Here is a 21,311-nt window from a genome sequence, read left to right on the forward strand (position 1 = left end):
TCGGTTCCGGTCTGGGTATTCGCAATCCTTACAATCTGCGCATCATTCTGGAGCAGGCGACCGTACCGATTCTGGTGGACGCGGGGGTGGGTACCGCCTCTGATGTGGCGGTGGCCCTGGAGCTGGGTTGTGATGGCGTTCTTTTGAATACAGCCATTGCCGCGGCTAAGGACCCCGTTCTCATGGCGGAAGCCATGCGCCTGGGCGTGGAAGCGGGGCGGAAAGCCTTCCGCGCCGGGCGCATGACGCGCAAACTTTACGCCAGTGCCAGCAGTCCGGTGGATGGTCTGTTCTTTGAGTAGCAACGATGCCTTGGAATACGCGCGCACAGCACCTCTTGACGAGGAATTTATCGAGACAGTGGAGCGCTTGGTCATGGGTGCAGTGCCCGGCGGTGTGCTGCCCGACTATGCGGGAGATTGGGACGAAGCGGAGCGCCTGATTGCTCGGCTTGGCGATCAGGGCGTGGGAGTGCGTCTGGAGTTCGTGGTGGATGAGAACGGCCAGCGCTGGCACGTCTATATGGACTGGCAAGAGCCGGTCAGCCACGAATGGCAGTTGACCGAGGCAGAAGAGACGACGGCGGCGCAGGCGGTGACGCGGGCGGCGCTGATCTGGTACTGCCAACAGGAGATCGCGGCGGCCAGCGCCCAGCCGCCAGACGGCTGGGCCTATTTTGAGGTGGTGGAACGTCTGAGTATGGCCCGCGATATGCTGGCACGCTCTCTGGACGATCACCCGGTGCTGGCCGGGGAGACGGAGATGATGAGCCGTTATCAGGAGCTCCTGGAAAAATTCAACGCACTCTACGAGTTGGCCAACCAGGCGCTGGATCAACGTCTCGGCGCGCCGGCGCGCAGCACCATGCACTAGGCCTGCCGCTCCATGCATATTCACGTTCTCGGTATCTGCGGGACCTTTATGGGGGGCATCGCGCTGCTGGCGCGGGCGGCTGGGCACCAGGTAACGGGTTCGGATATCCGTACCTATCCGCCCATGAACAACCTGCTGGCACGGGAAGGGATTACAGTCCATGAGGGTTATGATCCCGCCCAGCTGAGTCCTGCCCCCGACCTGGTACTCATCGGCAACGCTCTGTCGCGGGGCAATCCCTGCGTGGAGGCCGTGCTGGACCGACAGATTCCCTATGACTCCGCTCCGGCCTGGTTGTCGCGGGAGATTCTGCAAAACCGCTGGGTACTGGCAGTGGCAGGCACCCACGGCAAGACCACGACGACCTCCATCCTGACCTGGATATTGCAGGAGGCGGGGCTCAATCCGAGTTTCCTCATCGGTGGTGAAGCGCGTAATTTTGGGGTGTCGGCGCGGCTGACGAACAGTTCTTTTTTTGTGATCGAGGCGGATGAGTATGATACGGCCTTTTTCGATAAGCGCTCTAAATTCGTGCATTATCGCCCGCGATCGCTGATTCTCAATAATCTGGAATACGATCATGCCGATATATTCCCGGATCTGGAGGCGATCATCACCCAGTTCCACCATCTGCTGCGCACCGTGCCGGGTACGGGCGCGATCATCATGAACGATGCGGCGCCGGCACTGAAACAGGTGCTGGAGCGCGGTTGTTGGACGCCCCTGCAACGCTTTGCCGGAGAAGGCGAGTGGCAGGTACGGCTCGATACCGCGGATGGCGGTCGTTTTACCGTGCTGGAGCAGGGCGTGGAGCGCGGACGGGTCAGTTGGGGGATGGTCGGGACCTTCAATGCCGAGAATGCGTTGGCGGCCTTGCTGGCCGCCCGTCATGCCGGGGTGCCGCTGGCGGTTGGTTGCGCAGCCTTGCAAAGCTTTCAGGGGGTGCGGCGGCGGCTGGAACTGCGCGGTGAAGCAGCCGGCGTGGCGGTGTATGACGACTTTGCCCATCATCCCACGGCCATCGCTGTTACCATTGCCGCCCTGCGTGGGCGAATGGCGGGGGAGGGCCGCCTGGTAGCCGTGTTGGAGCCACGCTCCAATACCATGAAGATGGGGGTCTACCGACAGACGCTGGGGCATAGCCTACAGGGCGCGGATCGGGTGTTTGCCTATGCCCCCGCAGATATCGGTTGGGATGTGGCGACCGCACTGGGCTCTGCCGCGCAGCTTTACGCGGATATGGATGCACTCTTGCGGGCGCTGGATGCAGAGTTGCACGCGGGGGATCAGGTGCTCATTATGAGTAACGGCGCTTTCGGTGGGATTCACGAACGCTTGTTGGAACGTCTCGCCCGCCGAAATTCATCGGCAAAATCGTAACCCGGTTCAATAGGAGCGGCAATGGAAGATTGGCGACATCAGGAGCGGATTTGTGTGGCCATTACCGGTGCTTCCGGGGCGGCCTATGGGATGCGACTGGTGGAGGTGTTGCTGACCGCCGGGACGCGGGTCTATCTGCTGATATCGGATGCGGCGCGGATTGTTTGCCGCGAAGAACTGGATCTGGAACTCCCGTCTACGGCGGAGACCGTAACCCGTTTTCTCACTGAACGGTTCGGCGCCGAGCCGGACTTGCTGTCCGTTTATGCCCAGGACGACTGGTTCTCCCCGGTGGCCTCCGGCTCTAACGCGGCGCAGGCCATGGTGGTCTGTCCCTGTTCCGGAGGGACGCTGGCGGCCATCGCCCACGGGCTGTCCAGGAATCTGATTGAGCGCGCCGCGGATGTGATGCTGAAGGAAGGCCTGAAACTCATTCTGGTGCCCCGTGAAAGCCCCATCTCCACGATTCATCTGGAAAATATGCTGACGCTGGCGCGGATGGGGGTGCGGATTTTGCCAGCGAGCCCCGGTTTTTACCATCGCCCGCAAAAAATCGAAGATCTGGTGGACTTCATTGTGGCGAGGATTCTGGATCAGTTGGGCCTGCCGAACCGGATCGGACGGCGCTGGGGAGACGAGGAGGTCGTTCCGGCAGCGGATTGAAATCAGGGCTTGGCACTTAACATTCGCCGGTGGCGCGGAGACTGGTCAGCAGACGTTCGCCGCGCTCCCCGTGGAAGAACTCACGGATGTAAGGATGATCCACCTGCTGGATCTCGGTGAGCGGCCCAACCGTCAGCACCTTGCCATCGGCGAGCACTGCGACGCGATCCGCTGTGGCGGCAAGGCTGTCGAGGTCATGACTGATCATGACAACGGTGAAACCGATGTCGCGGTGGACTTGGCGGAGCAGGGCGTCAAATTCGGCAGCGGCGATGGGGTCGAGTCCGGAGGTGGGCTCATCGAGAAAGAGAATCTCCGCCTCCATCGCCAGCGCACGGGCGAGGGCGACCCGCTTGACCATTCCGCCCGATAATTCCGCAGGTAATTTCCAGGCGTCATTGGGCTGCAGACCTACCATTTGCAGCTTCAGGGCTACCAGATCGCTGATTTCGGAGCGGGTCAAATGGCCCCACTCGCGCAGAGGAAAGGCGATATTTTCAAAAACCGTCAGGGCGCTGAACAGGGCACCCTGTTGAAAAAGCACTCCCCAGCGCTGGCGTAGAGCAATCTGTTCACGCAGATTGAGCGCTTGTGGATTTTTGCCAAGAATGATCATTTGCCCTTCAGCGATGGGAACGAGGCCCATCATGGCGCGCAGCAGCGTGGTTTTGCCGGTACCGCTGCCGCCGACGATGGCCAGTATCTCGCCGCAATGTATGGTCAGATCAAGATGCCGCTGGATCCAGTGGGTTCCGAACCGAGTGGCGATATCGGTCAGGATAATGGCGTTGGGGCGGGCCATCAGCCGCCACCTCCCGTATTGGCAAAAACCAGGGCAAGGGCTGCGTCGATGAGGATCACCAGGGTGATGGACATGACTACCGAGCTGGTCGTTTCCCGGCTCAGGCTGGTGGTGTTGGGTTTCACCTTGAGGCCATGAAAACCCGCGATCCACGCAATCAAAATACCGAAGATCGCGCCTTTGGCAATGCCCAGCCACAGGTTGAAACTGGGGACCACGATAGGCATTTGTTCGATAAAGAAACCAGTACTGATGCCGAGCTCCATTTTGGCCACGAGCATGGCCCCGAAAAGTCCCACCATGTCGGTCCAGAGGACGAGCAGCGGCATGACCAGCGCCAGGGCGATGGCCTTGGGCAGAATCAGGCGGCGGATCGGGGGGATGCCGAAAGTGCGCAGAGCGTCCAGTTCTTCGGTGACGCACATGCCGCCGATTTGCGCGGTGAAGGCGGAGCCGGAACGCCCTGAAAGAATGATCGCGGTAATCAACGGCCCGAACTCGCGCAGAATGCTCAGGCCGGCAATATTGACGATATAAATATTGGCACCGTATTGGGCAAGGGTCGAGGCCGACTGAAAAGAAATCACCACGCCGATGAGGAAGCCGATCAGGGTGAGGATGGGCAGCGAGTTCGGACCGGTATGGACGATGGTGGCGGAGATTTCGCGCCACGGAAAGCTGCGCGGGTGGCGCAGTCCGCGCCCGAACTCCAGCAAAAGGGCGCCCATGAGCAGAAAAAGTCCCCAGAGGTCGTGTCCCGTTTCGATCAGGAATGCACCAAGCTGATCAAGAAACTGCCAGGAGCGCCGGGGTGGGGCGGTAACCGGCGGAACCTGCGCCAGACGGGCGAAGATACTACGATGCCGGTCCTCCATCCGGATGTTTCCCGGCAACTGGCCGCCCCAGGCCTGCCAGAGCAGGATGGCTCCGGCGCTGTCGAGGGCCTCAATGGCGGAGAGATCCCACACTATTTCCGGGTTTATGTTCCGCAGCGCCGCTTCTTGCGCCGCGAAATTGCCGCCGAGACGCCGCAGAGTCCAGCGCCCGCTGAGGCGCAGCGTCTGACCGTCGCGTTCCCAGTGGGGTTGTTGTGCGTTACTTTCCGTCATGGCGGGTCTGGGCTTTTCTCGGTCATTCCTTGGGTTATACTCGGCGACTGACGTTCGCAGGAGTACACGGATGACTATTGTTGCACGAAGCTTCGGCTTCACCCAATGGTTTCGGCGCTGGTCCATGCTGCTGCTGGTCGCGCTGCCGCTCAGCGCCTGCAGCGCGTTTCCTATGCACCATCCGGAGCTGCAGTTGCTGAGTATCCAGCCGGAGTCGGTGGGGTTGGTGGCGCAGACGTTTTTGCTGTCGCTCAAGGTCAGCAACCCCAATGACAGTGCGCTCCATGCCAAGGCGGGGGAGGCGCGTCTGTATGTGCAGGATCGGCAGGTGGCTTACGGTTTGCTGAATAAGCCGGTCGATGTGCCCGCCTACGGCAGTGCCACGGTGAGCATACCGGTCACGGGCAATTTTCTGCCATTGCTGGGGGATCTCGGCAGTGTCAGCGCTGGGGCCGGGCTCCCCTATACCGTCAAAGGTTATCTGGTGACCGGCATGCTCGATATGCGGATACCTTTTACCGTCACTGGGGCTTTGCATCTGCCGCTGCCACCGGACTCCAGCGCAGTTTCGCCTTGAGCGCGAGATGATCGGAGAGCGGTTCGGTGACGGTTGCAATCGCCGTAAATTCCAGGTCAGGGCTGCAGAGGATGTGATCGAAGGAAAAGCGCGGTGACCAACTGGGAAAAGTGGGCGGGCTCCAGGGTGGCGCCTGCAGGCCACTTTCATTGAGGAGCAGGCGTATTTCCGGGGAACGTGCCGTGCAGTTCAGGTCGCCCATGAGAATGAGGTTCGGGCGTCCGCGCAGGCGTTGGGCGAGATCGCGTATCTGACCGAGGCGTGCGTGACGGCTGAGACCGAGGTGGGTGATGATCACGGTCAGTGCTCTTCCACCAACATTGAGCCGGTTTTCCAGCATGCCGCGCCCTTTCATAAAGCTCGGCAGGGAATGCGCTATGGTCTCTTCAATGGGCCAGCGGGAGAGAATGCCGTTGCTGTGCTGGGCGAAGTCGCCAAAGTCACGGGTACGTTGTTGCGCCCAGTAAGGGAAATGGGCGCGGTCGGCGAGAAAACCCGCCTGATTGACATACTGGCTGCGAAAAGATCCGGCATCGACCTCGTTGAGTCCGGCGATGTCGGTTTCCTCCAAAATCAGGGCGATCCGCTCCAGGTTGCGCAGACTCTGGCCGTGCGGCATCACATATTTCCAGCCGTGCAGGAACATGTGCCGGGCGCGGTGGGAGCCGATGCCCACCTGGATGTTGAAAGACGTCACGGAAAACTCTGAGGTGTCAGTCATGGTCGAGCCCAATGTCGAGTTCCTGCCAGCGCGCGCCATCATCCGCGCGGGTGAAGGCGCGGAGGAGGATCACCCCTTTGATGTCCGCAGCCAGTAATATCTGATAGGACGTGCCGGTGGGGACGCTGTCCGCGATGGGCGCGGCGGCGTGAGCGTAACGTGCGAAAGATGTTTCGCCACGGGACCGGATCAACGCGAGCGCTGCAGCAAAGTGCGCTGGCGGACACGGATAGACGGAGACGGGCACGTCGGCGATAGCGCCGATAAGTCCTTCGCCAACACCGGATTGCAGGTCTGCAAGCAGGGTGTTGGCGAGGGTGCGTGGCAGTTTCAGGCGCTTCACCCGCAGACGCCGCAGGCCGGGTCGCGGCGCAGGGCGATCTGCCGCCACTGCCAGCTTTGCGCATCCACCAGCAGGAGCTGCCCGGCCAGCGGGGAATGGCCCATGCAGAGCAGACGGATGGCTTCTGCCGCCTGCATACCGCCGAGTACGCCGAGGAGCGGGCCAAGGACGCCGCTACGTGAGCAGGTATCTTCGGTGTCCTCCATGCCGTCCGGGTAGAGACAGGCATAGCAGGCGCATTCCGGCACACGAAAATCAAAGACGGCGAGTTGACCTTCCCAGCGGATGGCCGCAGCACTGACCAGAGGCTTGCCAGCGTTACGGCAGGCGCGGTTGATGGCGTGGCGGCTGCTGAAGTTGTCGGTGCAGTCCAGCACCAGATCGTGGGTGTCCAGCGCCGCCGCAAGAGACTCGGGTTGCGCTGATTCCGTCCAGGCGCTGACCCGGATCTGCTGGTTCATGGCACGTAGCCGATCGCGTGCGGCCCGCGCTTTGGGGCGTCCCAGGTCGGCTTCGCTATAGAGAATCTGGCGTTGCAGATTGCTGAGTTCGACCTGATCCCCATCGCAGACGGTCAGGTTGCCGACGCCCGCGGCCGCGAGATACTGGGCGGCTGGGCAGCCCAGGCCACCCATGCCGATGATCAGCACCCGGCTGGCGGCCAGCGCCTGCTGTCCGGCGATATCGATTTCCGGCAAGAGAATCTGACGCGCGTAACGCAGCAGTGCAGCGTCGTCGAGAGTGTCAGTCATTGTTGAAGCCATAGTCGATATCGTTGTCTTGCACGGCCATGCCCATGCTGACGGCGTAGCGGCCTTGCTGGCGATCAAGTCGAGCGTGATGGCGTTCGCGGATGGTGTCCAGCATCCAGAGGATTTCGCTGGGGTGACCAACAATATTGTCATGCATCAGGTGACGCAGATAGAGTGCGTCAGCATCGACCCGGATGAGCAGTGGCAGGGGTAGGGAGAGCGGTAACACGAAGCGATGCACCACCCATTCGATAGGTGTTGGCGGCGTGCTCTCGGGAATACGGACATCCACTCGGAAATGTCCGCCACCGCCGGCTTGCTCAAGCAGTTCGCGGAGGAACTGTTCCGGGAACCCACGATGCACAATGATCGTGCGTCCGCTGAAGCGTTCCAGAAATTGTTGTTGCAGCAACAGACGGGAGCTTTCATTGAGCATGCCCTCAGTGTAGCAACGCGGAGGGGATTGCTCCAGTTACGGAGTGCTTTGCCGATGGCCTATTGGTCCAGGGCCAGACGACCGCCATAGCCGGTGAGTTCCAGATAGCCTTTCCCTACGATCTGCCGGCCCATCATGGCACGCACCGCGCCTTCCCAGTAGACGGTGCCGCTGCTGCGGCTGGCGTCGAATTCCTGATTGTCCATGAGTGGAACGATAGCGAAATGCAGGTTTCCCACCTGTATCTGCCAGCGCACGGGGTAACGTGTGCCGGTTTGCGGCGACCGCCACCAGTCAGTGGATTGCATGCGGATGTCTTTGGCCGGAATGTCGTGCACCTGGCCCTGCGCATTACGCTCTGTGGCAGCCAGCCAGAAGGGTGCGCCATCGGCGCGGCGCATCATGAAGACCATGAGGGCACCACCATCCTGCAGATTGATCCCCAGCCAATCCCAGCCGACGGCCTTTTTGGGCAGATACGCCGCCGACCATTCGTGATCCAGCCATGCCTCCCCACGGACCTGCTCCTGCTGTCCTTTGATGGCCACCGTCCCGCTGACCTTCAGATGCGGAAGACTGTAGTAGTAGCTGGCGTTCTTCGGGTCCGGACCCTTCTGGCTGATGCCCTGGGGACCTTCGGGTAACGCGGGTTGGGTAGGCGTGAATTGCAGTCGATAACGGATTTTATTGCCGTTGATGCGCGCCTCGTAATCTCGCCCCCGCTGGCGCAGGTACCAGTGACGAATCCAGACATTGGTATGGTCTTGATCCGCCCCTGCTAATCCGAGGCCGGCGCGTGCGGCCCGCTGCGCGGTAAGCAGATGCCCGATGCGGGGGTCACTCAGCGCCGCTTCGGCAAAAAGCAGTTCGCGGGGATTGAAGGCGCTGGGGTTTGCCCAGACCTTAGGGGGCCGGACCCGGAAAAAGGTGATCTGAAATCCCAGCGGTTTTTCCGATGCGCTCTGTAGCCAACCCGTTACATACCACCATTCAATGGGGAAATCCGGGTGACTGCCCAGGGCGTTGGGGAATTGCATGGGGTATTGCGGGGTGACTTTCACATCCGGCGTGGGCTGCAAAGGCAAGGGCGCCCCCGGCAGACTGGATGCGGCCTGCGCTGGCCCACAGAGCCCGCAGCACAGCACCAGAAGACCAGAGCATATCCTTTTACGCGGTAATGCCGACCGTAAATGACTAATCATCGCGCAGCACCGCGGAGGTATGCCGGACCGCCCGCCGTCCGGCCAGCACCATGGTGGCCGTGCTCGCCAGCCAGAGGATGGCACTCAGGGTCAGCAACAGCGGCCAGGACGGACGAAAGCCCATGTGCCAATGGAAAGACTGGGGATTGACCACTTCGACCAGGATGACGCTGATGGCCATTCCCAGCGCGCCGCCGATGAATATCCCGAGAAGCGAAAGGACGCTGCCCTCGGCAAAGAGCAAGATGAGCAGATCACGCCGCCGCAGACCCAGATGCCGCAGCATGGCGTATTCGTTGCGGCGCATCAGCGTCTGCGCTCCGAAGCCGCTGCTCACCCCCAGCAGTCCGATCACCATGGCGACAGCCTCCAGCGCATAAGTGGCGGCAAAGCTCTGGTTGAATATTTGCAGGCTCTTACTGCGAATTTCTTTGGGGGTCGCGACCAATAATCGACTACCATCGGGCAATTTCTGCCGCAAGGTGCGGATGGCAGCCGGTATCGCGGCGCCAGGACGCAGCCAGAGCGCGACGCCGTTGACCGTATCGTCTCCGGACCATGTGCGGTATTGCTGAATGGGTATGGACACTGAACCCTCCTGATAGGCGTAATCCCGATAAATACCGGCGATGGTCACCGCCCGCTCTTGGCCGCCCAGCGGCAGATGGATCACCTGCCCGGCCTGCCAGCCACTGATGCTCGCCAGAATCTCCGAAATCCACACGGGCGGCGGCTGTTGTGGCCCGACCCTGACCGCATGGAGTATCTGCAATTCCCGCTCTGGATCGCTGATGTTCATGCCCCGCGCGAGAAGCATCACGGGTGGATGTCCCGGCAACAAATTCAGGGTGACTCGCCGCAGGGGTGAACAGGCGCGGACATTAGGCAGTGCGCAAAGCTGCTGCGCTGCGCCATGGGGGAGGAATGCGTCCCTATTCATCCCTGCCTGTACATAGAGGTCCGCGCGTAAGATCTCGGTCAGCCAGTTGGCGACCGAGTCGCGGAATGAACCCACCATCACGGCCATGGCCACGACCAGACTAAAGGCCACCACCACTGCAGCCAGGCTTTGCGCCGCCCGGCCAGGTGCGCCCCGCAGTTGTTCCAAGGCCAGACGCCAGACGGGTGCATGGGGCAGGGGAAAGAGCCGGGTCAGTCCGCGCAGGAGCGGTGCCAACAAAAAGAGCAGGGCGAAGAGCAGGCAGGCTACCGCGCCGTAGGCCAGATAGGGGATGCCGTGGATGGCCGGAGCTAAAGACCCTGCCAAGGCTAGTCCCAAGAGCAGCAGACCTATCCAGGGATGTTGACGCTGCTGATGGCCTTGTTCTTCGGCACCGGCACGCAATGCCAGGGCAGGGATCGCCCGGCTGGTTTCCCAAGCCGGTAAAAAGGCGCCGGTCAGCGCCGCACCCAGGCCCGCCACGAAAAAGATCAGCATGAGTCCCGGATGCCATTGCAGACGCAAAGCCGTGGCACTGAAATACCCCGCCCCGAGGTCGCCACCCATGCGTGCCAAGGCCAGTCGGGCCGCCAGCACACCCAGCGACAGACCCAGCAGCGCACCCGGCAGACCCAAGACCATCCCCTGCAACAATACGGCCAATACGACTTCGCGGCGGCGCAGGCCCAGGACCCGCAACAACGCCAGTTGCTGCCGCTGCCGCACCACCCCCATGGCCAGGGTGGAATAGACGAGAAAGGCCCCGGTAAACAGCGCCACCAGCGACAGCACCAGCAGATTCACCCGATAGGCGCGCGATGCATCCGCCGCTACCCGCCCTTGCTGGGCAGGACTTTGCAACACGGCGCCGACCGGCAGATGGTCGCGCCACTGCGCCAGGAAGTCGGCGGTGCTCGTTCCGGGACGCAGGCGCAGGTCCACCTGATTCACGGCGCCCACCTGTCCCCACAACCATTGCACCGCCGCAATATCCATGACGCCGAATGCTCCGCTATCGCCCACACCGGGTAGTTCCCCGATGATCCGTAGCGTGCGTGGCTGCCCAGCCGCATCGAGCGTCAGCGTATCACCTACCCGCAGGCCGAGATGCGCCAGCGCCGCCGGGCTCAGGGTAATGTGGTCAGGGGCCAGCACGGCAAGCGGGCTATACCGGTCGAAAGGCAGCAGCGGTTGCCCCATGCGCGCCGCCTGAAAGGCGTCAATACCCAGAATACGGAGCATCCCTTTGTGGGCAGGATGCAGTACCGGCGCCAGCAAGCGGATTTCCGGAGCGGCCACGGCCACGCCCCTGGACATACTCAGACGCACATACCATTGTTCGGAAAAGCCTCGTCCCGGCGCCGTCAGCGCCAGGTCGGCCTGCCCCGACAGGCGTCGCAGTCCGGTAGAAAAATCACTCACGGCCTGAATGTTGATGAGGGCGATGGCCAGTCCCAGCGCGACTCCCAGTGCAATGCCGATGATGGCCAGCGCGCTCGCACCCGACCTTTGGCGCAGCGGGCGCCACACGGCCGCTTGCCACGGAATCCGGGTGATCACAGGGAACGGAAGCCCTGTGCGCTGAAACGCAGACGCCGCTGCGCCCAGCCTGCCGCTGTTGCCGAGTGGGTCACCAGTAAAACAGCCGCGCCTTCTGCTTCTCCCGCTTCACGCAGGAGGCTGAGCACAGTTTCCGCAGATTCGGCGTCGAGACTGCCTGTCGGTTCGTCAGCAAGGATCAGTGACGGGCGATGTATCACCGCCCGCGCCACCGCAACCCGCTGCATCTCGCCGCCGGACAATTCCCGTGGCCAGGCCGCCAAGCGTCCGCTGACCCCAAGACGCTTGGCCAGTAGGTTAACCCGCTGATGCATCTCACGCCGGGGGAGGGCGTTCAGTCGCCAGGGCAGGGCGATATTTTCCTCTACGGTCAATTGTGGGATCAGATGAAAGGCCTGAAACACAAAACCCATGTGCCGCCGCCGCAACAGCGTGCGCGCGTCGTCATCCAGGGTATCGAGCGGTTGACCCTGGAAAGTCATGTGCCCCGCATCGGGGCGATCCAGACCGGCAATGATGTTCAGCAGGGTGCTTTTGCCAACGCCGCTTTCTCCCATGATGGCCACGAAGTTGGCTGGTACTATGTTGAGGCTCGCGTCGCGGAATAACCAACGCTGCGGGTCTCCGGGAAGCCGTTTTGCCAGATTGTTCAGAACCAGAAGTGCAGTCACGCCATTCTCCCTCCTGTAACTTGGTCGGTGCATCAGGTTTTGACCTCAGCCCCCGCACGGGTTAGAATCGCGCTACCGGAGAGATGGCCGAGCGGCTGAAGGCGCTCCCCTGCTAAGGGAGTATGGGGCTAAACACTCCATCGAGGGTTCGAATCCCTCTCTCTCCGCCACTCTTACTGGCTTGAAATCCTAACTTTAAAGTGACCGCTCATCGCCCTTGCATCCCAGTTTTATCGTGCTATCCTTCAACCACCTTATGGACTGAAAGAAGTGCTTATCTATGGGCGCCATCCGGCGCATGTGGTCCCGGCTTAAACCCCTCGAAATGATAAAAATCTCAATGAATGTCCACCAAAGCGTTGTACCCAACTGACTGAGGAGCCCTCTCCAATGAGTGACGCTATTCTTTATGTATCGGATGACAGTTTTGAAACGGATGTATTGAAGTCCTCTAAACCGGTTCTGGTCGATTTCTGGGCCGAATGGTGCGGACCTTGCAAGATGATCGCCCCCATTCTGGAAGAGGTCGCTGGCGAGTATGCCGACCGTTTGCAGGTTGCCAAATTTAACATTGATGAAAACCCCGCCACTCCCCCTCAGTACGGCATTCGCGGTATTCCCACGCTGCTCCTCTTCAAGGCGGGCAAGCTTGAAGCTACCAAGGTGGGTGCTCTGAGTAAAGCCCAGCTGACCACATTCCTGGATAGCCAACTTTGAATACACCACGTCCTCGCCGTAAATCTCCCCGGATACCCAAGTCCTTCCCCAATGAAGACATTCTGCTAGACGACGAAGACGATAATACGCTTTGTCCGGCACCTGGCGCTTCGGCGATGAATCTGACCGATCTTAAGCGCAAAACGGCTGCCGAGTTGGCCGTGATCTGTCAGGAAATGGGATTAGAGGGCACCGCCCGCCAGAAGAAGCAGGAAATCATCTTCAATATTCTCAAGGCGCACGCGCGCAACGGGGATGCCATTTACGGCGAGGGCGTGCTGGAAATTTTGCAGGATGGTTTTGGTTTTCTGCGCGCAGCCTCCGGGTCCTACATGGCAGGACCGGATGACATCTATGTCTCGCCTTCGCAGGTGCGGCGCTTTCATCTGCAGACCGGGGACACGGTTTCCGGGCAGATTCGCCCTCCCAAAGAGGGGGAGCGCTATTTCGCGCTGCTCAAGGTGGAGAGCATCAATTTCGAAGCGCCGGAAGCGACCCGCAACAAGGTGAACTTCGACGATTTGACGCCACTGTTCCCCGAAGAGCGACTGCGTCTGGAATCCGACAATATCCCCTACGGCGAAATGGCGCCGCGGATCATTGACTTGGTGTCACCCATCGGTAAGGGCCAGCGTGGTCTGATCGTCGCCCCGCCTAAAACGGGGAAGACGGTGTTGCTGCAGCAGATCGCCCACGCCATCACCGCCAATCATCCTGAATGCTATCTGATCGTGCTGCTCATTGATGAGCGTCCGGAAGAAGTGACGGAAATGCAGCGCTCCGTGAAGGGCGAGGTGGTCTCCTCCACCTTTGACGAACCGGCGACGCGCCACACCCAGGTTGCAGAGATCGTCCTGGAAAAGGCCAAGCGCCTGGTCGAGCACAAACACGACGTGGTCATTCTGCTCGACTCCATTACCCGTCTGGCGCGTGCCTTCAACACGGTGGTGCCATCCTCCGGCAAGGTGCTGACTGGCGGCGTGGACGCCAACGCGCTGCAGAAGCCCAAGCGGTTCTTCGGCGCTGCACGTAATATCGAAGAGGGCGGCAGTCTGACCATTATTGCCACGGCCCTGGTGGAAACCGGTTCCAAGATGGATGAAGTCATCTTCGAGGAATTCAAGGGTACCGGTAATATGGAAGTCCACCTCGACCGCCGTCTTGCTGAGAAACGCACTTATCCGGCCATCAATCTCAATAAATCCGGTACGCGTCGGGAGGAACTGCTGGTCCAGACCGACATGCTCAGCAAAATGTGGGTGTTGCGCAAGCTGCTGGCGCCTATGGATCCGGTGGAGTCCATGGAGTTCCTGCTCGACAAGGTGCGTGGTACCAAAACAAACGCGGAGTTTTTTGACTCCATGAACCGTTAAGCGGGTCCGCTGGACGCCCGCCCTGTCCATCCCTATAATTCGCCTCTTTGTATCGAGGCCCCGAGAGTAGCTACCATGAAAACCGATATTCATCCCAAGTACGCAGAAATTACCGTCACCTGCAGTTGCGGCAACGTCTTCAAGACGCGCTCGACCGCGGGTCGCGACCTGCACATTGACCTCTGCTCCGAATGCCATCCCTTTTACACCGGTAAGCAGCGCGCCGTTTCTGCCGCTGGTCAGGTAGAGAAATTCCGCAAGCGTTACGGCGGTCAGTAACTCGCCATGACGGAGACCGATGCCCAGGCAGACCTGGGGCGACGGGCGCTGGAGTATCACGCCCGCGCGCCAACGGGTAAGCTTTCGGTCATACCGAGTAAGCCCTGCGGCAGCCAGGAAGATCTGTCTCTCGCCTACACGCCAGGCGTCGCGGCTCCGGTGCGGGAGATTGTCGCCGATCCGGACAAGGCTTACGACTATACCGCGAAGGGTAACCTCGTCGCCATAGTCAGTAATGGTACGGCGGTGCTTGGTCTGGGCAACGTCGGACCGCTGGCGGGCAAGCCGGTCATGGAAGGCAAGGCACTGCTCTTCAAGCGCTTCGCGGATATCGATGCTTTTGATATCGAAGTGCAGGCGCGCGATGCCGGACATCTCATCGACGTGGTGGCGGCCATCGCCCCCGGTTTTGGCGGCATCAATCTGGAAGACATCGCCGCTCCGACCTGTTTTGAGGTCGAAGAAACCTTGCAGGCCATGCTGGACATCCCCGTATTCCACGATGATCAGCATGGCACGGCCGTGATTGTGGCCGCTGCATTGCAGAATGCACTGGAATTGCAGGGTAAGGAATTAGGTCGCGTCAAGGTCGCTATTGTGGGTGCGGGTGCCGCCGGGATTGCCATTGCGCGGATGTTGCGGGCGCTGGGCGTGGCGGATATCTTCCTGAGCGATTTGCACGGCGTGCTGCACAGCGGACGCAGAGATCTTACCCAATGGCATCAGCCCTTTGCGATGGCGCCCCAGGACTGGGACCTGGCGGCGATGTTGCGCGGTGCCGATGTGGTCATCGGCGTCTCTGTGCGCGGTGCTATCCCGGAAGCGGCGTTACCGATGCTGGCGCCCAAGCCAGTGATTTTTGCACTCGCCAATCCCGATCCTGAGATAGACCCTGCCATAGCGCGGCGCCTGCGTCCTGACGCCATTGTCGCCACGGGTCGCTCGGATATGCCCAATCAGGTCAACAATGTGCTGGGTTTTCCCTTCCTCTTCCGCGGCGCGCTGGATTGCCGGGCCCGGCAGATCAACCAGCCCATGCTGCTGGCGGCCGTGGATGCTTTGGCGAAGCTGGCGCGGGAGCATGTGCCGGATGAGGTGCAGGCCGCTTACGGGCTGACTGCGCCGCAAGGTCTGGCTTTTGGTCCCGAGTACATTATCCCCAAACCGCTGGACCCGCGCCTACGATCGCGGGTCTCTGGCGCGGTGACCGTTGCCGCGCGAGAAAGCGGCGTCGCGCGGCGTTAGAGCACGATGCGCCTCGCGGATCTGACGGTTCGCGATCTGCGCTTCGCCTCCGGCCAATTGCTCGCCGCCGTTCTCTTTTTTGCTCTGATCTGGAAAATCCTTTCTCCCTTTTTGCCGGCCCTTGGTTGGGCGGCCATTCTCGTTTACGCGACCTGGCCGTTGGCTGGTCCTATGCGCCGACATTGGCCGCCCGTGCTGGCAGCAGCGGGCGCTACGCTCATGCTGGCGCTGATCGCTATTCTTCCCGTACTTTTTCTGAGTATCACTCTGGGGACGGAGTTGCACCATCTACTGACCGACCTCGCCAACCAGGATGCACACACGACCCTGGAAGCAAGGCTGAATCAAATACCTTGGGTGCATGATCTGCTCGCCCAGATTCCCGCCTCCTGGAAGGCGAAACTGATGCCCGGCGCGTTGTCTCCCGACCTCTCCGCCTGGGCGGGGCGGCTGGGCAGTATTGCGGGCGGGATCGGGCGTTTCGGCGCTTTGCTTATGCTCGTTCTCATCACCGCCTTTTTCTTCTACCGACATGGTGAACTACTGTTGGATCAGTTGCGCCGTTTTGTCGGTCAGGTGCTGGGACAGCGGGGCGACGCTTATCTGCGCACGGTGGCCAGCACCATCCGTGCGGTGATTTACGGCATTCTGGCGACTGCGGTGGCGCAGGGAGTCCTTGCGGGAGTGGGTTATGCGGTGGCAGGATTGTCGGCGCCGGTATTGCTGGCCATCATCACCCTGCTGTTTTCCTTTATTCCTTTCGGTACGCCCCTGGTTTGGGGCGCCGCAAGCCTCTGGCTGCTCTTTCAGGGTGATATCTGGGCGGGATTAGGGCTGGCTCTGTGGGGTGCGCTGGTGGTGAGCTGGATTGATAACCTGATTCGCCCGCTGGTGATTTCCAGCGCGGTACGGATTCCATTTCTGCTGGTGCTCTTCGGGGTGCTGGGCGGCATTCTCGCCTTCGGTGTCCTGGGGTTGTTCCTGGGGCCGGTGCTGCTGGCCGTATTGCTGGCGATATGGGATGCGTGGTTGCGGCCAGCGCCTGCTGCGCCGCAAGGTTGAATGTCCGCTTCTTGGCCTGTCTCCCACTTGGCCCTATACTCTAGGCACTAACCAGACGGTCAGTGTGCTTTTACTCTGCACCCTGTCGCGCCGCTATCCGGGTGTTATCCACGCGATGCATCCCCCGCTGAACTTGCCACGAGGATTTCATGCGCTCCGATATGATCAAAAAAGGCTTTGAACGCACCCCCCACCGCGCCCTGCTCAAGGCCTGCGGTGTCACCGATCAGGATATGGATAAACCTTTCATCGGGGTGGCGAATTCTTATATTGATATCATTCCCGGTCATGTGCATTTGCAGGAGTTCGGCCGCATCGTCAAGGAGAATATCCGCGCGGCGGGGGGGGTGCCCTTCGAGTTCAATACCATCGGTGTGGACGATGGCATCGTCATGGGCCACGATGGTATGCGTTACTCGTTGCCGAGCCGTGAGCTGATTGCGGACTCCATCGAGACGGTGGTGCAGGCCCATCATCTGGACGCGCTCATCTGTATCCCCAACTGCGACAAGATCGTGCCCGGGATGATCATGGGCGCGCTGCGTTGTGACGTGCCCACGGTATTTGTCTCCGGCGGCCCCATGGAAGCCGGACACCTGTCTGATGGAACGGCCATCGATCTGGTGACCGCCTTTGAGGCGGTCGGGCAGTTCAAGCGCGGGCAAATCACGCAAATTCGTCTCAAGGAAATTGAAGATAAAGCCTGTCCGACTTGTGGTTCCTGCTCCGGCATGTTCACGGCCAACAGCATGAACTGCCTGATGGAAGTCCTCGGGATTGCGTTGCCCGGCAACGGCACCATTCTGGCGACCGCGGCGGCGCGCCGCGACCTGGTGCGTCAGGCGGCGGATCGAGTGGTGGCGCTGGCCATGGCGGGTGGCCCGACCATGCGGCAACTGGTGGATTTCGATGCGATCGACAATGCGTTCATACTGGATATGGCCATGGGCGGTTCCACCAACACGGTATTGCATACCCTGGCTATCGCCCGGGAGGCCGGTCTGCATTATCCGCTGGCGCGGCTGAACGATCTGGCGCAGCAGGTGGCCTATCTCGCCAAGGTGTCGCCGGCCTTGTCTACAGTGCATATCGAGGACATCGGCCGCGCTGGCGGCATCCCCGCTATTCTGCATGAGGTGCACAAGCGCAACCCCGACGTACTGCATCTGGACAAGCCGACGGTCAGTGGCCAGAGTTTGCGGGAGATTGTGACAGCGGCGGCGGTGAAGGACAGCAAGATTATCCATTTGGCCAACGACCCCATTTCGCCCACCGGCGGCCTGCGGGTGGTCTTCGGCAATCTCGCGCCGGAAGGAGGCGTTGTCAAAATCGGTGCGGTGCTGCCGGCCATGCGGAAATTCTCGGGACCGGCGAAGATTTTTGAGAGTATGGAAACTGCGGCTGATGGCATTCTTGCCGGCGAGGTCAAGGCTGGTAATGTGGTGGTGATCCGTTACGAAGGTCCGAAGGGCGGCCCCGGTATGCCGGAAATGCTGACACCTACCGCCAATATCATGGGCATGGGGCTGGGCGAAAGCGTGGCATTGATTACCGATGGCCGTTTCAGTGGGGCGACCCGCGGGGCCTGTATCGGCCATATCTCCCCGGAGGCCGCGGAGGGCGGTCCTATCGGTCTGCTGCAAGATGGTGACATTATTTCTCTTGACCTCGATAACGGCAAAATCCACGTCGACTTGAGTGATGCGGTATTGGCCGAACGCCGCAAGCATTGGGTGCCGATCGAAAAACCACTGAAGTCATCGTGGTTGCGTCGCTATCGTAAGTTGGTAACCAACGCCGCCAACGGCGCAATCCTGGAATCCTGAGCATTTATGAGTAATGGTGAGCTACATATTGGCGTCTATGTGGATGCCGAAAATATCCGCTACAACGGCGGCTATTCCATGCGTTATGACATACTGCGGCGCTTTGCCGGACGGGAAGGCGAGGCGCGGCTGCTGCGCCTGAATACCTACATGGCGGTGGATGATGAGCGCATGAAGCGCGACCGTGAATACCGGGAGCGGATTCGCGGTTATCAGCAGGCGGTGCGCGATCTGGGCTGGAAAATCATCGAAAAGCCGGTCCGTTGGTTCGTGGACGAAGAAGGCAACAGCATGTCCAAGGCCAATGCTGATCTCGATCTGGCCGTGGACGTGATGCTGCAGTCGGAGCGGCTGGATCAGGTGCTGTTGGTCACCGGCGACGGAGACTTTCTGCAGGTCGTGCGCGCCCTGCAGAACAAGGGGTGCCGGGTCGAAGTGCTGGCCTTCCGTAATGTTTCCCGGGAATTGCAGCACGAGGCCGACGCCTTCTATTCGGGTTATCTGGTGCCGGGTCTGATTCCCTCGCGCGGTGATGCGCGGGTGCCGTGGGGGGAGCTGGGTTCACGCATCCGCGGTATTTGCATCCGCTGGGAGGCCGATCGTGGTTTCGGTTTCATCCGTTTTCTGACCGCCATTTCCGCCCGTTTGTGGGTGACGGATACTCGTCAGGAGGATTCTCCTTACGAGTCGGCCTTTGTTCACATTTCCGATTTGCCGCGCGAATTGGACACGGATGACCTCCCGAGCCGGGATATTATTCTGGAGTTTGATCTTGAGTCCAGTGAGACGGAAAAGGGTGGTTTCATCGCCCGCCGCTGCACCGTGGTCAATCGTTATGATGGACGCACTGGAGGTCTGGCTAAGCTGCCCGACCGCGCCGTCGCTATGGAACGGGAAGAGGAGGAGGGGCCGTCTTCGAAAGGCGAAGCAAAGGAGATTGCGGCAGTCGCCGACCCTTCCTGACCCCGCTTCAGGCCTTCACGCTGCGAAAAAATACCTGACTGCGGCGTTGGAAGTTGTAGAGGTGCTGCCGTGGCACCGGTAAATCTTCCAAGGTACCGTTGTGAAAGTTGCGCTCCAGAAACCAGTGGGTCGTCTGGGTGCTGAGCACAAAGATCCGTTCCAGCTTCTGTTCACGCGCCCGTTCCTGACAGTAATCGAGCAGCCGCTCACCGCGCCCCTGGCGACGATAGTGGTTGTCTACCGCGAGGCAGGCGACTTCGGCCATTCCCTGATCAGGGTAGGGATACATGGCCGCGCAGCCAATGATCTTGCCGTCCCGCTCCATGACCACAAAGTGGTCCGCTTCCATTTCGAGGCGTTCCCGGCTGCGTCGCACCAGCACGCCGCGCTCTTCCATGGGGCCGATCAGGTCAAGGATGCCGGGGATGTCGGCGACGGTGGCGGTTCGCAGATGTTCAAAAGGGTCTTGCGAGATGAGGGTGCCGAGGCCGTCGCGCGTAAAAAGTTCGCGCAGCAACGCACCATCCACATGCCGGGATATGAGATGGACACGATCCACCGTTCCGGCGCAGGCGATCGCGGCGCTGTGCAGATGCTCGCGCAGGTCGCCTTGAATATCGTCCCGGGTGAGCAATCCCGGCAGTTCAGACAGGGTAATCTGGCGCAGGAGTTGGCCCTGGGCATCGGTCACGCCGTCTTCATCCATAAAAAAAACCAGCTTGGCGGCGTGCAGGGCCAGGGCCGCCGCTACGGCCACTTCTTCCGCGCGGATGTTGAACAGGGTGCCTGTCGGCGAAACGCCGATGGGGGAGAGCAGGACGATTTCATCGGCGGCAAGATGGCGTTGGATGGCCTCCGTCGCCACCCTTCGTACTTGCCCGGTATACTGGTAATCCACCCCCTCCAGCACCCCAATGGGCTGGGCGATGATGAAGTTGCCGCTGACCACCTGCAACCCGGCATGGGCCATGGGCGAGCCCATTTGCCCTTCGGACAATGCCGCCTCCACCACCAGACGGGCGCCGCCCACCGCCTCGCGGAGTACCTGCATGGCCGCCAGGTCGGTGATGCGCTTGCCGTTGACCCGCTCGGTGCGCAGTTGATGGGTCCGCAGTGCCGCGTCGATCTGCGGCCCGGCCCCGTGCACCAGGACGACATTGATGCCCAGGCTGTTGAGCAGGGCGATGTCATGGGCGAGGCTGCGAATGCTGCCGTCCGCCAGGGCGTCGCCACCGAAATTGATGACGAAGGTCTGCCCGCGAAAGCGATGAATGTAGGGCGAAGACTCGCGGAAGCCGCGGACAAAGCCACTGGCTGTCATTATCCCAGTCCTAAAGGACGTTCAGGGCGATGGTCGGGCGCGGTGTTTTGGGCGGGTTCTGGGCGGCGAACTCCTCCGGGCTATAGGCCTTGATCGATAGCGCGTGTATCTCCTGACGTACCGGGTCGGTGACCGTATTGACCAGGCGGTGCCGTGCCAATGGGGCCAAGCCCGCGAACCGGCTGCTGACAATGCGCACCTCGTAGTGCCCGCCATCGCCGGACGACGCATGACCACTGTGGGCTTCCGTCCGGTCATCGATTTCCAGGAATTCCGGATTCAGGGCATCACGCAATAAATTACCAAGGATTTCCTTGTTCATGGCAAAAATACTCCTTTATAAGGGCGAACGCTGACATCCGCGTAAACGCCGGCACTGAGATAAGGTTCGGCGGCAGCCCAGGTATGGGCATCCTCCAGCGAGTCAAAGCGGGCGATGATCAGGCTGCCGGTAAAGCCCGCCTCGCCCGGTTCTTCACAGTCTATGGCGGGGAAT

General features: G+C 60.9%; 23 protein-coding genes, 1 tRNA gene and 1 pseudogene. 13 read left to right on the forward strand and 12 right to left on the reverse strand.

What is annotated here, in order from left to right; translation table 11 throughout:
• The 4 genes and pseudogenes from HF921_RS04485 to HF921_RS04500 all read left to right on the forward strand — a co-directional run.
• Positions 1–302, forward strand: a pseudogene (locus HF921_RS04485) (thiazole synthase); the annotation flags it as partial.
• Positions 295–873, forward strand: a complete 579-nt coding sequence (locus HF921_RS04490) for a hypothetical protein (protein ID WP_226825472.1) — start codon at positions 295–297, stop codon at positions 871–873. The pseudogene HF921_RS04485 and the gene HF921_RS04490, both read left to right, overlap by 8 nt.
• Positions 874–885: 12 nt before the next feature.
• Positions 886–2,253: a UDP-N-acetylmuramate:L-alanyl-gamma-D-glutamyl-meso-diaminopimelate ligase gene (gene mpl, locus HF921_RS04495; protein WP_215893382.1), complete on the forward strand. Its 1,368-nt coding sequence runs from the start codon at positions 886–888 to the stop codon at positions 2,251–2,253.
• Between the two features lie 21 nt (positions 2,254–2,274).
• A complete protein-coding gene (locus HF921_RS04500) occupies positions 2,275–2,916 on the forward strand; it encodes a flavin prenyltransferase UbiX (protein ID WP_215893383.1) in 642 nt (213 codons plus the stop codon).
• A 16-nt stretch (positions 2,917–2,932) separates the two neighbouring features.
• Here the strand turns inward: HF921_RS04500 and HF921_RS04505 are convergent, their stop codons facing one another.
• Positions 2,933–3,718, reverse strand: a complete 786-nt coding sequence (locus tag HF921_RS04505) for an ABC transporter ATP-binding protein (protein WP_064218800.1) — start codon at positions 3,716–3,718, stop codon at positions 2,933–2,935.
• Complete coding sequence (locus HF921_RS04510) at positions 3,718–4,827, reverse strand: ABC transporter permease (RefSeq protein WP_064218801.1); 1,110 nt, start codon at positions 4,825–4,827, stop codon at positions 3,718–3,720. Before HF921_RS04510 ends, HF921_RS04505 begins: the two co-directional genes overlap by 1 nt.
• 70 nt (positions 4,828–4,897) lie before the next feature.
• Between HF921_RS04510 and HF921_RS04515 the strand changes: the two genes are divergently transcribed.
• Complete coding sequence (locus HF921_RS04515) at positions 4,898–5,404, forward strand: LEA type 2 family protein (protein ID WP_064218802.1); 507 nt, start codon at positions 4,898–4,900, stop codon at positions 5,402–5,404.
• Here the strand turns inward: HF921_RS04515 and HF921_RS04520 are convergent.
• Genes HF921_RS04520 through HF921_RS04550 form a run of 7 tightly spaced genes read right to left on the reverse strand, consistent with a single transcriptional unit; the run spans position 5,349 to position 12,029 of the window.
• Positions 5,349–6,125, reverse strand: coding sequence for an endonuclease/exonuclease/phosphatase family protein (locus HF921_RS04520; protein WP_064218803.1), 777 nt, complete (start codon positions 6,123–6,125; stop codon positions 5,349–5,351). The genes HF921_RS04515 and HF921_RS04520 overlap by 56 nt on opposite strands.
• Positions 6,118–6,468 (reverse strand): hypothetical protein, encoded by a 351-nt coding sequence (locus HF921_RS04525; RefSeq protein WP_064218804.1) that lies wholly within the window; start codon positions 6,466–6,468, stop codon positions 6,118–6,120. The genes HF921_RS04520 and HF921_RS04525 overlap by 8 nt, the downstream gene beginning before the upstream one ends.
• Positions 6,465–7,220 carry a HesA/MoeB/ThiF family protein gene (locus HF921_RS04530; protein WP_064218805.1) on the reverse strand — a complete coding sequence of 252 codons (756 nt, stop codon included), beginning with the start codon at positions 7,218–7,220 and terminating at the stop codon, positions 6,465–6,467. The genes HF921_RS04525 and HF921_RS04530 overlap by 4 nt, the downstream gene beginning before the upstream one ends.
• On the reverse strand, positions 7,213–7,656 hold the full coding sequence (locus tag HF921_RS04535) for a hypothetical protein (RefSeq protein ID WP_064218806.1): 444 nt from the start codon (positions 7,654–7,656) through the stop codon (positions 7,213–7,215). Before HF921_RS04535 ends, HF921_RS04530 begins: the two co-directional genes overlap by 8 nt.
• Positions 7,657–7,715: 59 nt before the next feature.
• Positions 7,716–8,858: a lipocalin-like domain-containing protein gene (locus tag HF921_RS04540; RefSeq protein WP_215893384.1), complete on the reverse strand. Its 1,143-nt coding sequence runs from the start codon at positions 8,856–8,858 to the stop codon at positions 7,716–7,718.
• Complete coding sequence (locus tag HF921_RS04545) at positions 8,851–11,328, reverse strand: ABC transporter permease (protein WP_319025470.1); 2,478 nt, start codon at positions 11,326–11,328, stop codon at positions 8,851–8,853. Before HF921_RS04545 ends, HF921_RS04540 begins: the two co-directional genes overlap by 8 nt.
• Positions 11,329–11,354: 26 nt before the next feature.
• Entirely contained in the window at positions 11,355–12,029 is a 675-nt protein-coding gene (locus HF921_RS04550; protein WP_319025471.1) for an ABC transporter ATP-binding protein, read from the reverse strand.
• A 77-nt stretch (positions 12,030–12,106) separates the two neighbouring features.
• Here HF921_RS04550 and HF921_RS04555 point away from each other — a divergent pair.
• From HF921_RS04555 to HF921_RS04590, 8 genes are all read left to right on the forward strand, one after another.
• Positions 12,107–12,199, forward strand: a tRNA-Ser gene (locus HF921_RS04555).
• Positions 12,200–12,419: 220 nt separating this feature from the next.
• Entirely contained in the window at positions 12,420–12,746 is a 327-nt protein-coding gene (trxA, locus tag HF921_RS04560; RefSeq protein ID WP_014028549.1) for a thioredoxin TrxA, read from the forward strand.
• Positions 12,743–14,119, forward strand: coding sequence for a transcription termination factor Rho (rho, locus tag HF921_RS04565; RefSeq protein ID WP_425323505.1), 1,377 nt, complete (start codon positions 12,743–12,745; stop codon positions 14,117–14,119). Before trxA ends, rho begins: the two co-directional genes overlap by 4 nt.
• A gap of 75 nt (positions 14,120–14,194) precedes the next feature.
• Positions 14,195–14,398 (forward strand): 50S ribosomal protein L31, encoded by a 204-nt coding sequence (rpmE, locus tag HF921_RS04570; RefSeq protein ID WP_064218811.1) that lies wholly within the window; start codon positions 14,195–14,197, stop codon positions 14,396–14,398.
• A 6-nt stretch (positions 14,399–14,404) separates the two neighbouring features.
• Complete coding sequence (locus HF921_RS04575; RefSeq protein ID WP_215891975.1) at positions 14,405–15,643, forward strand: malic enzyme-like NAD(P)-binding protein; 1,239 nt, start codon at positions 14,405–14,407, stop codon at positions 15,641–15,643.
• A 6-nt stretch (positions 15,644–15,649) separates the two neighbouring features.
• Positions 15,650–16,705 carry an AI-2E family transporter gene (locus HF921_RS04580; protein WP_215893387.1) on the forward strand — a complete coding sequence of 352 codons (1,056 nt, stop codon included), beginning with the start codon at positions 15,650–15,652 and terminating at the stop codon, positions 16,703–16,705.
• A 149-nt stretch (positions 16,706–16,854) separates the two neighbouring features.
• Complete coding sequence (gene ilvD / locus HF921_RS04585) at positions 16,855–18,531, forward strand: dihydroxy-acid dehydratase (RefSeq protein WP_064218814.1); 1,677 nt, start codon at positions 16,855–16,857, stop codon at positions 18,529–18,531.
• A 6-nt stretch (positions 18,532–18,537) separates the two neighbouring features.
• Positions 18,538–19,494: a LabA-like NYN domain-containing protein gene (locus tag HF921_RS04590; protein WP_064218815.1), complete on the forward strand. Its 957-nt coding sequence runs from the start codon at positions 18,538–18,540 to the stop codon at positions 19,492–19,494.
• A gap of 7 nt (positions 19,495–19,501) precedes the next feature.
• Here HF921_RS04590 and argA read toward each other — a convergent pair whose 3' ends face one another.
• Genes argA through HF921_RS04605 form a run of 3 tightly spaced genes read right to left on the reverse strand, consistent with a single transcriptional unit; the run spans position 19,502 to position 21,301 of the window.
• The gene (gene argA, locus HF921_RS04595; protein WP_215893388.1) at positions 19,502–20,815 is read right to left on the reverse strand and encodes an amino-acid N-acetyltransferase; all 1,314 of its coding nucleotides are present in this window, start codon (positions 20,813–20,815) and stop codon (positions 19,502–19,504) included.
• A 10-nt stretch (positions 20,816–20,825) separates the two neighbouring features.
• Positions 20,826–21,137: a BolA family protein gene (locus HF921_RS04600; RefSeq protein ID WP_064218817.1), complete on the reverse strand. Its 312-nt coding sequence runs from the start codon at positions 21,135–21,137 to the stop codon at positions 20,826–20,828.
• Positions 21,134–21,301 carry a YciI family protein gene (locus HF921_RS04605; protein WP_440131335.1) on the reverse strand — a complete coding sequence of 56 codons (168 nt, stop codon included), beginning with the start codon at positions 21,299–21,301 and terminating at the stop codon, positions 21,134–21,136. The genes HF921_RS04600 and HF921_RS04605 overlap by 4 nt, the downstream gene beginning before the upstream one ends.
• Positions 21,302–21,311: the final 10 nt, after the last annotated feature.

The organism is Acidithiobacillus ferriphilus (assembly GCF_018854775.1).
Taxonomy (GTDB): domain Bacteria; phylum Pseudomonadota; class Gammaproteobacteria; order Acidithiobacillales; family Acidithiobacillaceae; genus Acidithiobacillus; species Acidithiobacillus ferriphilus.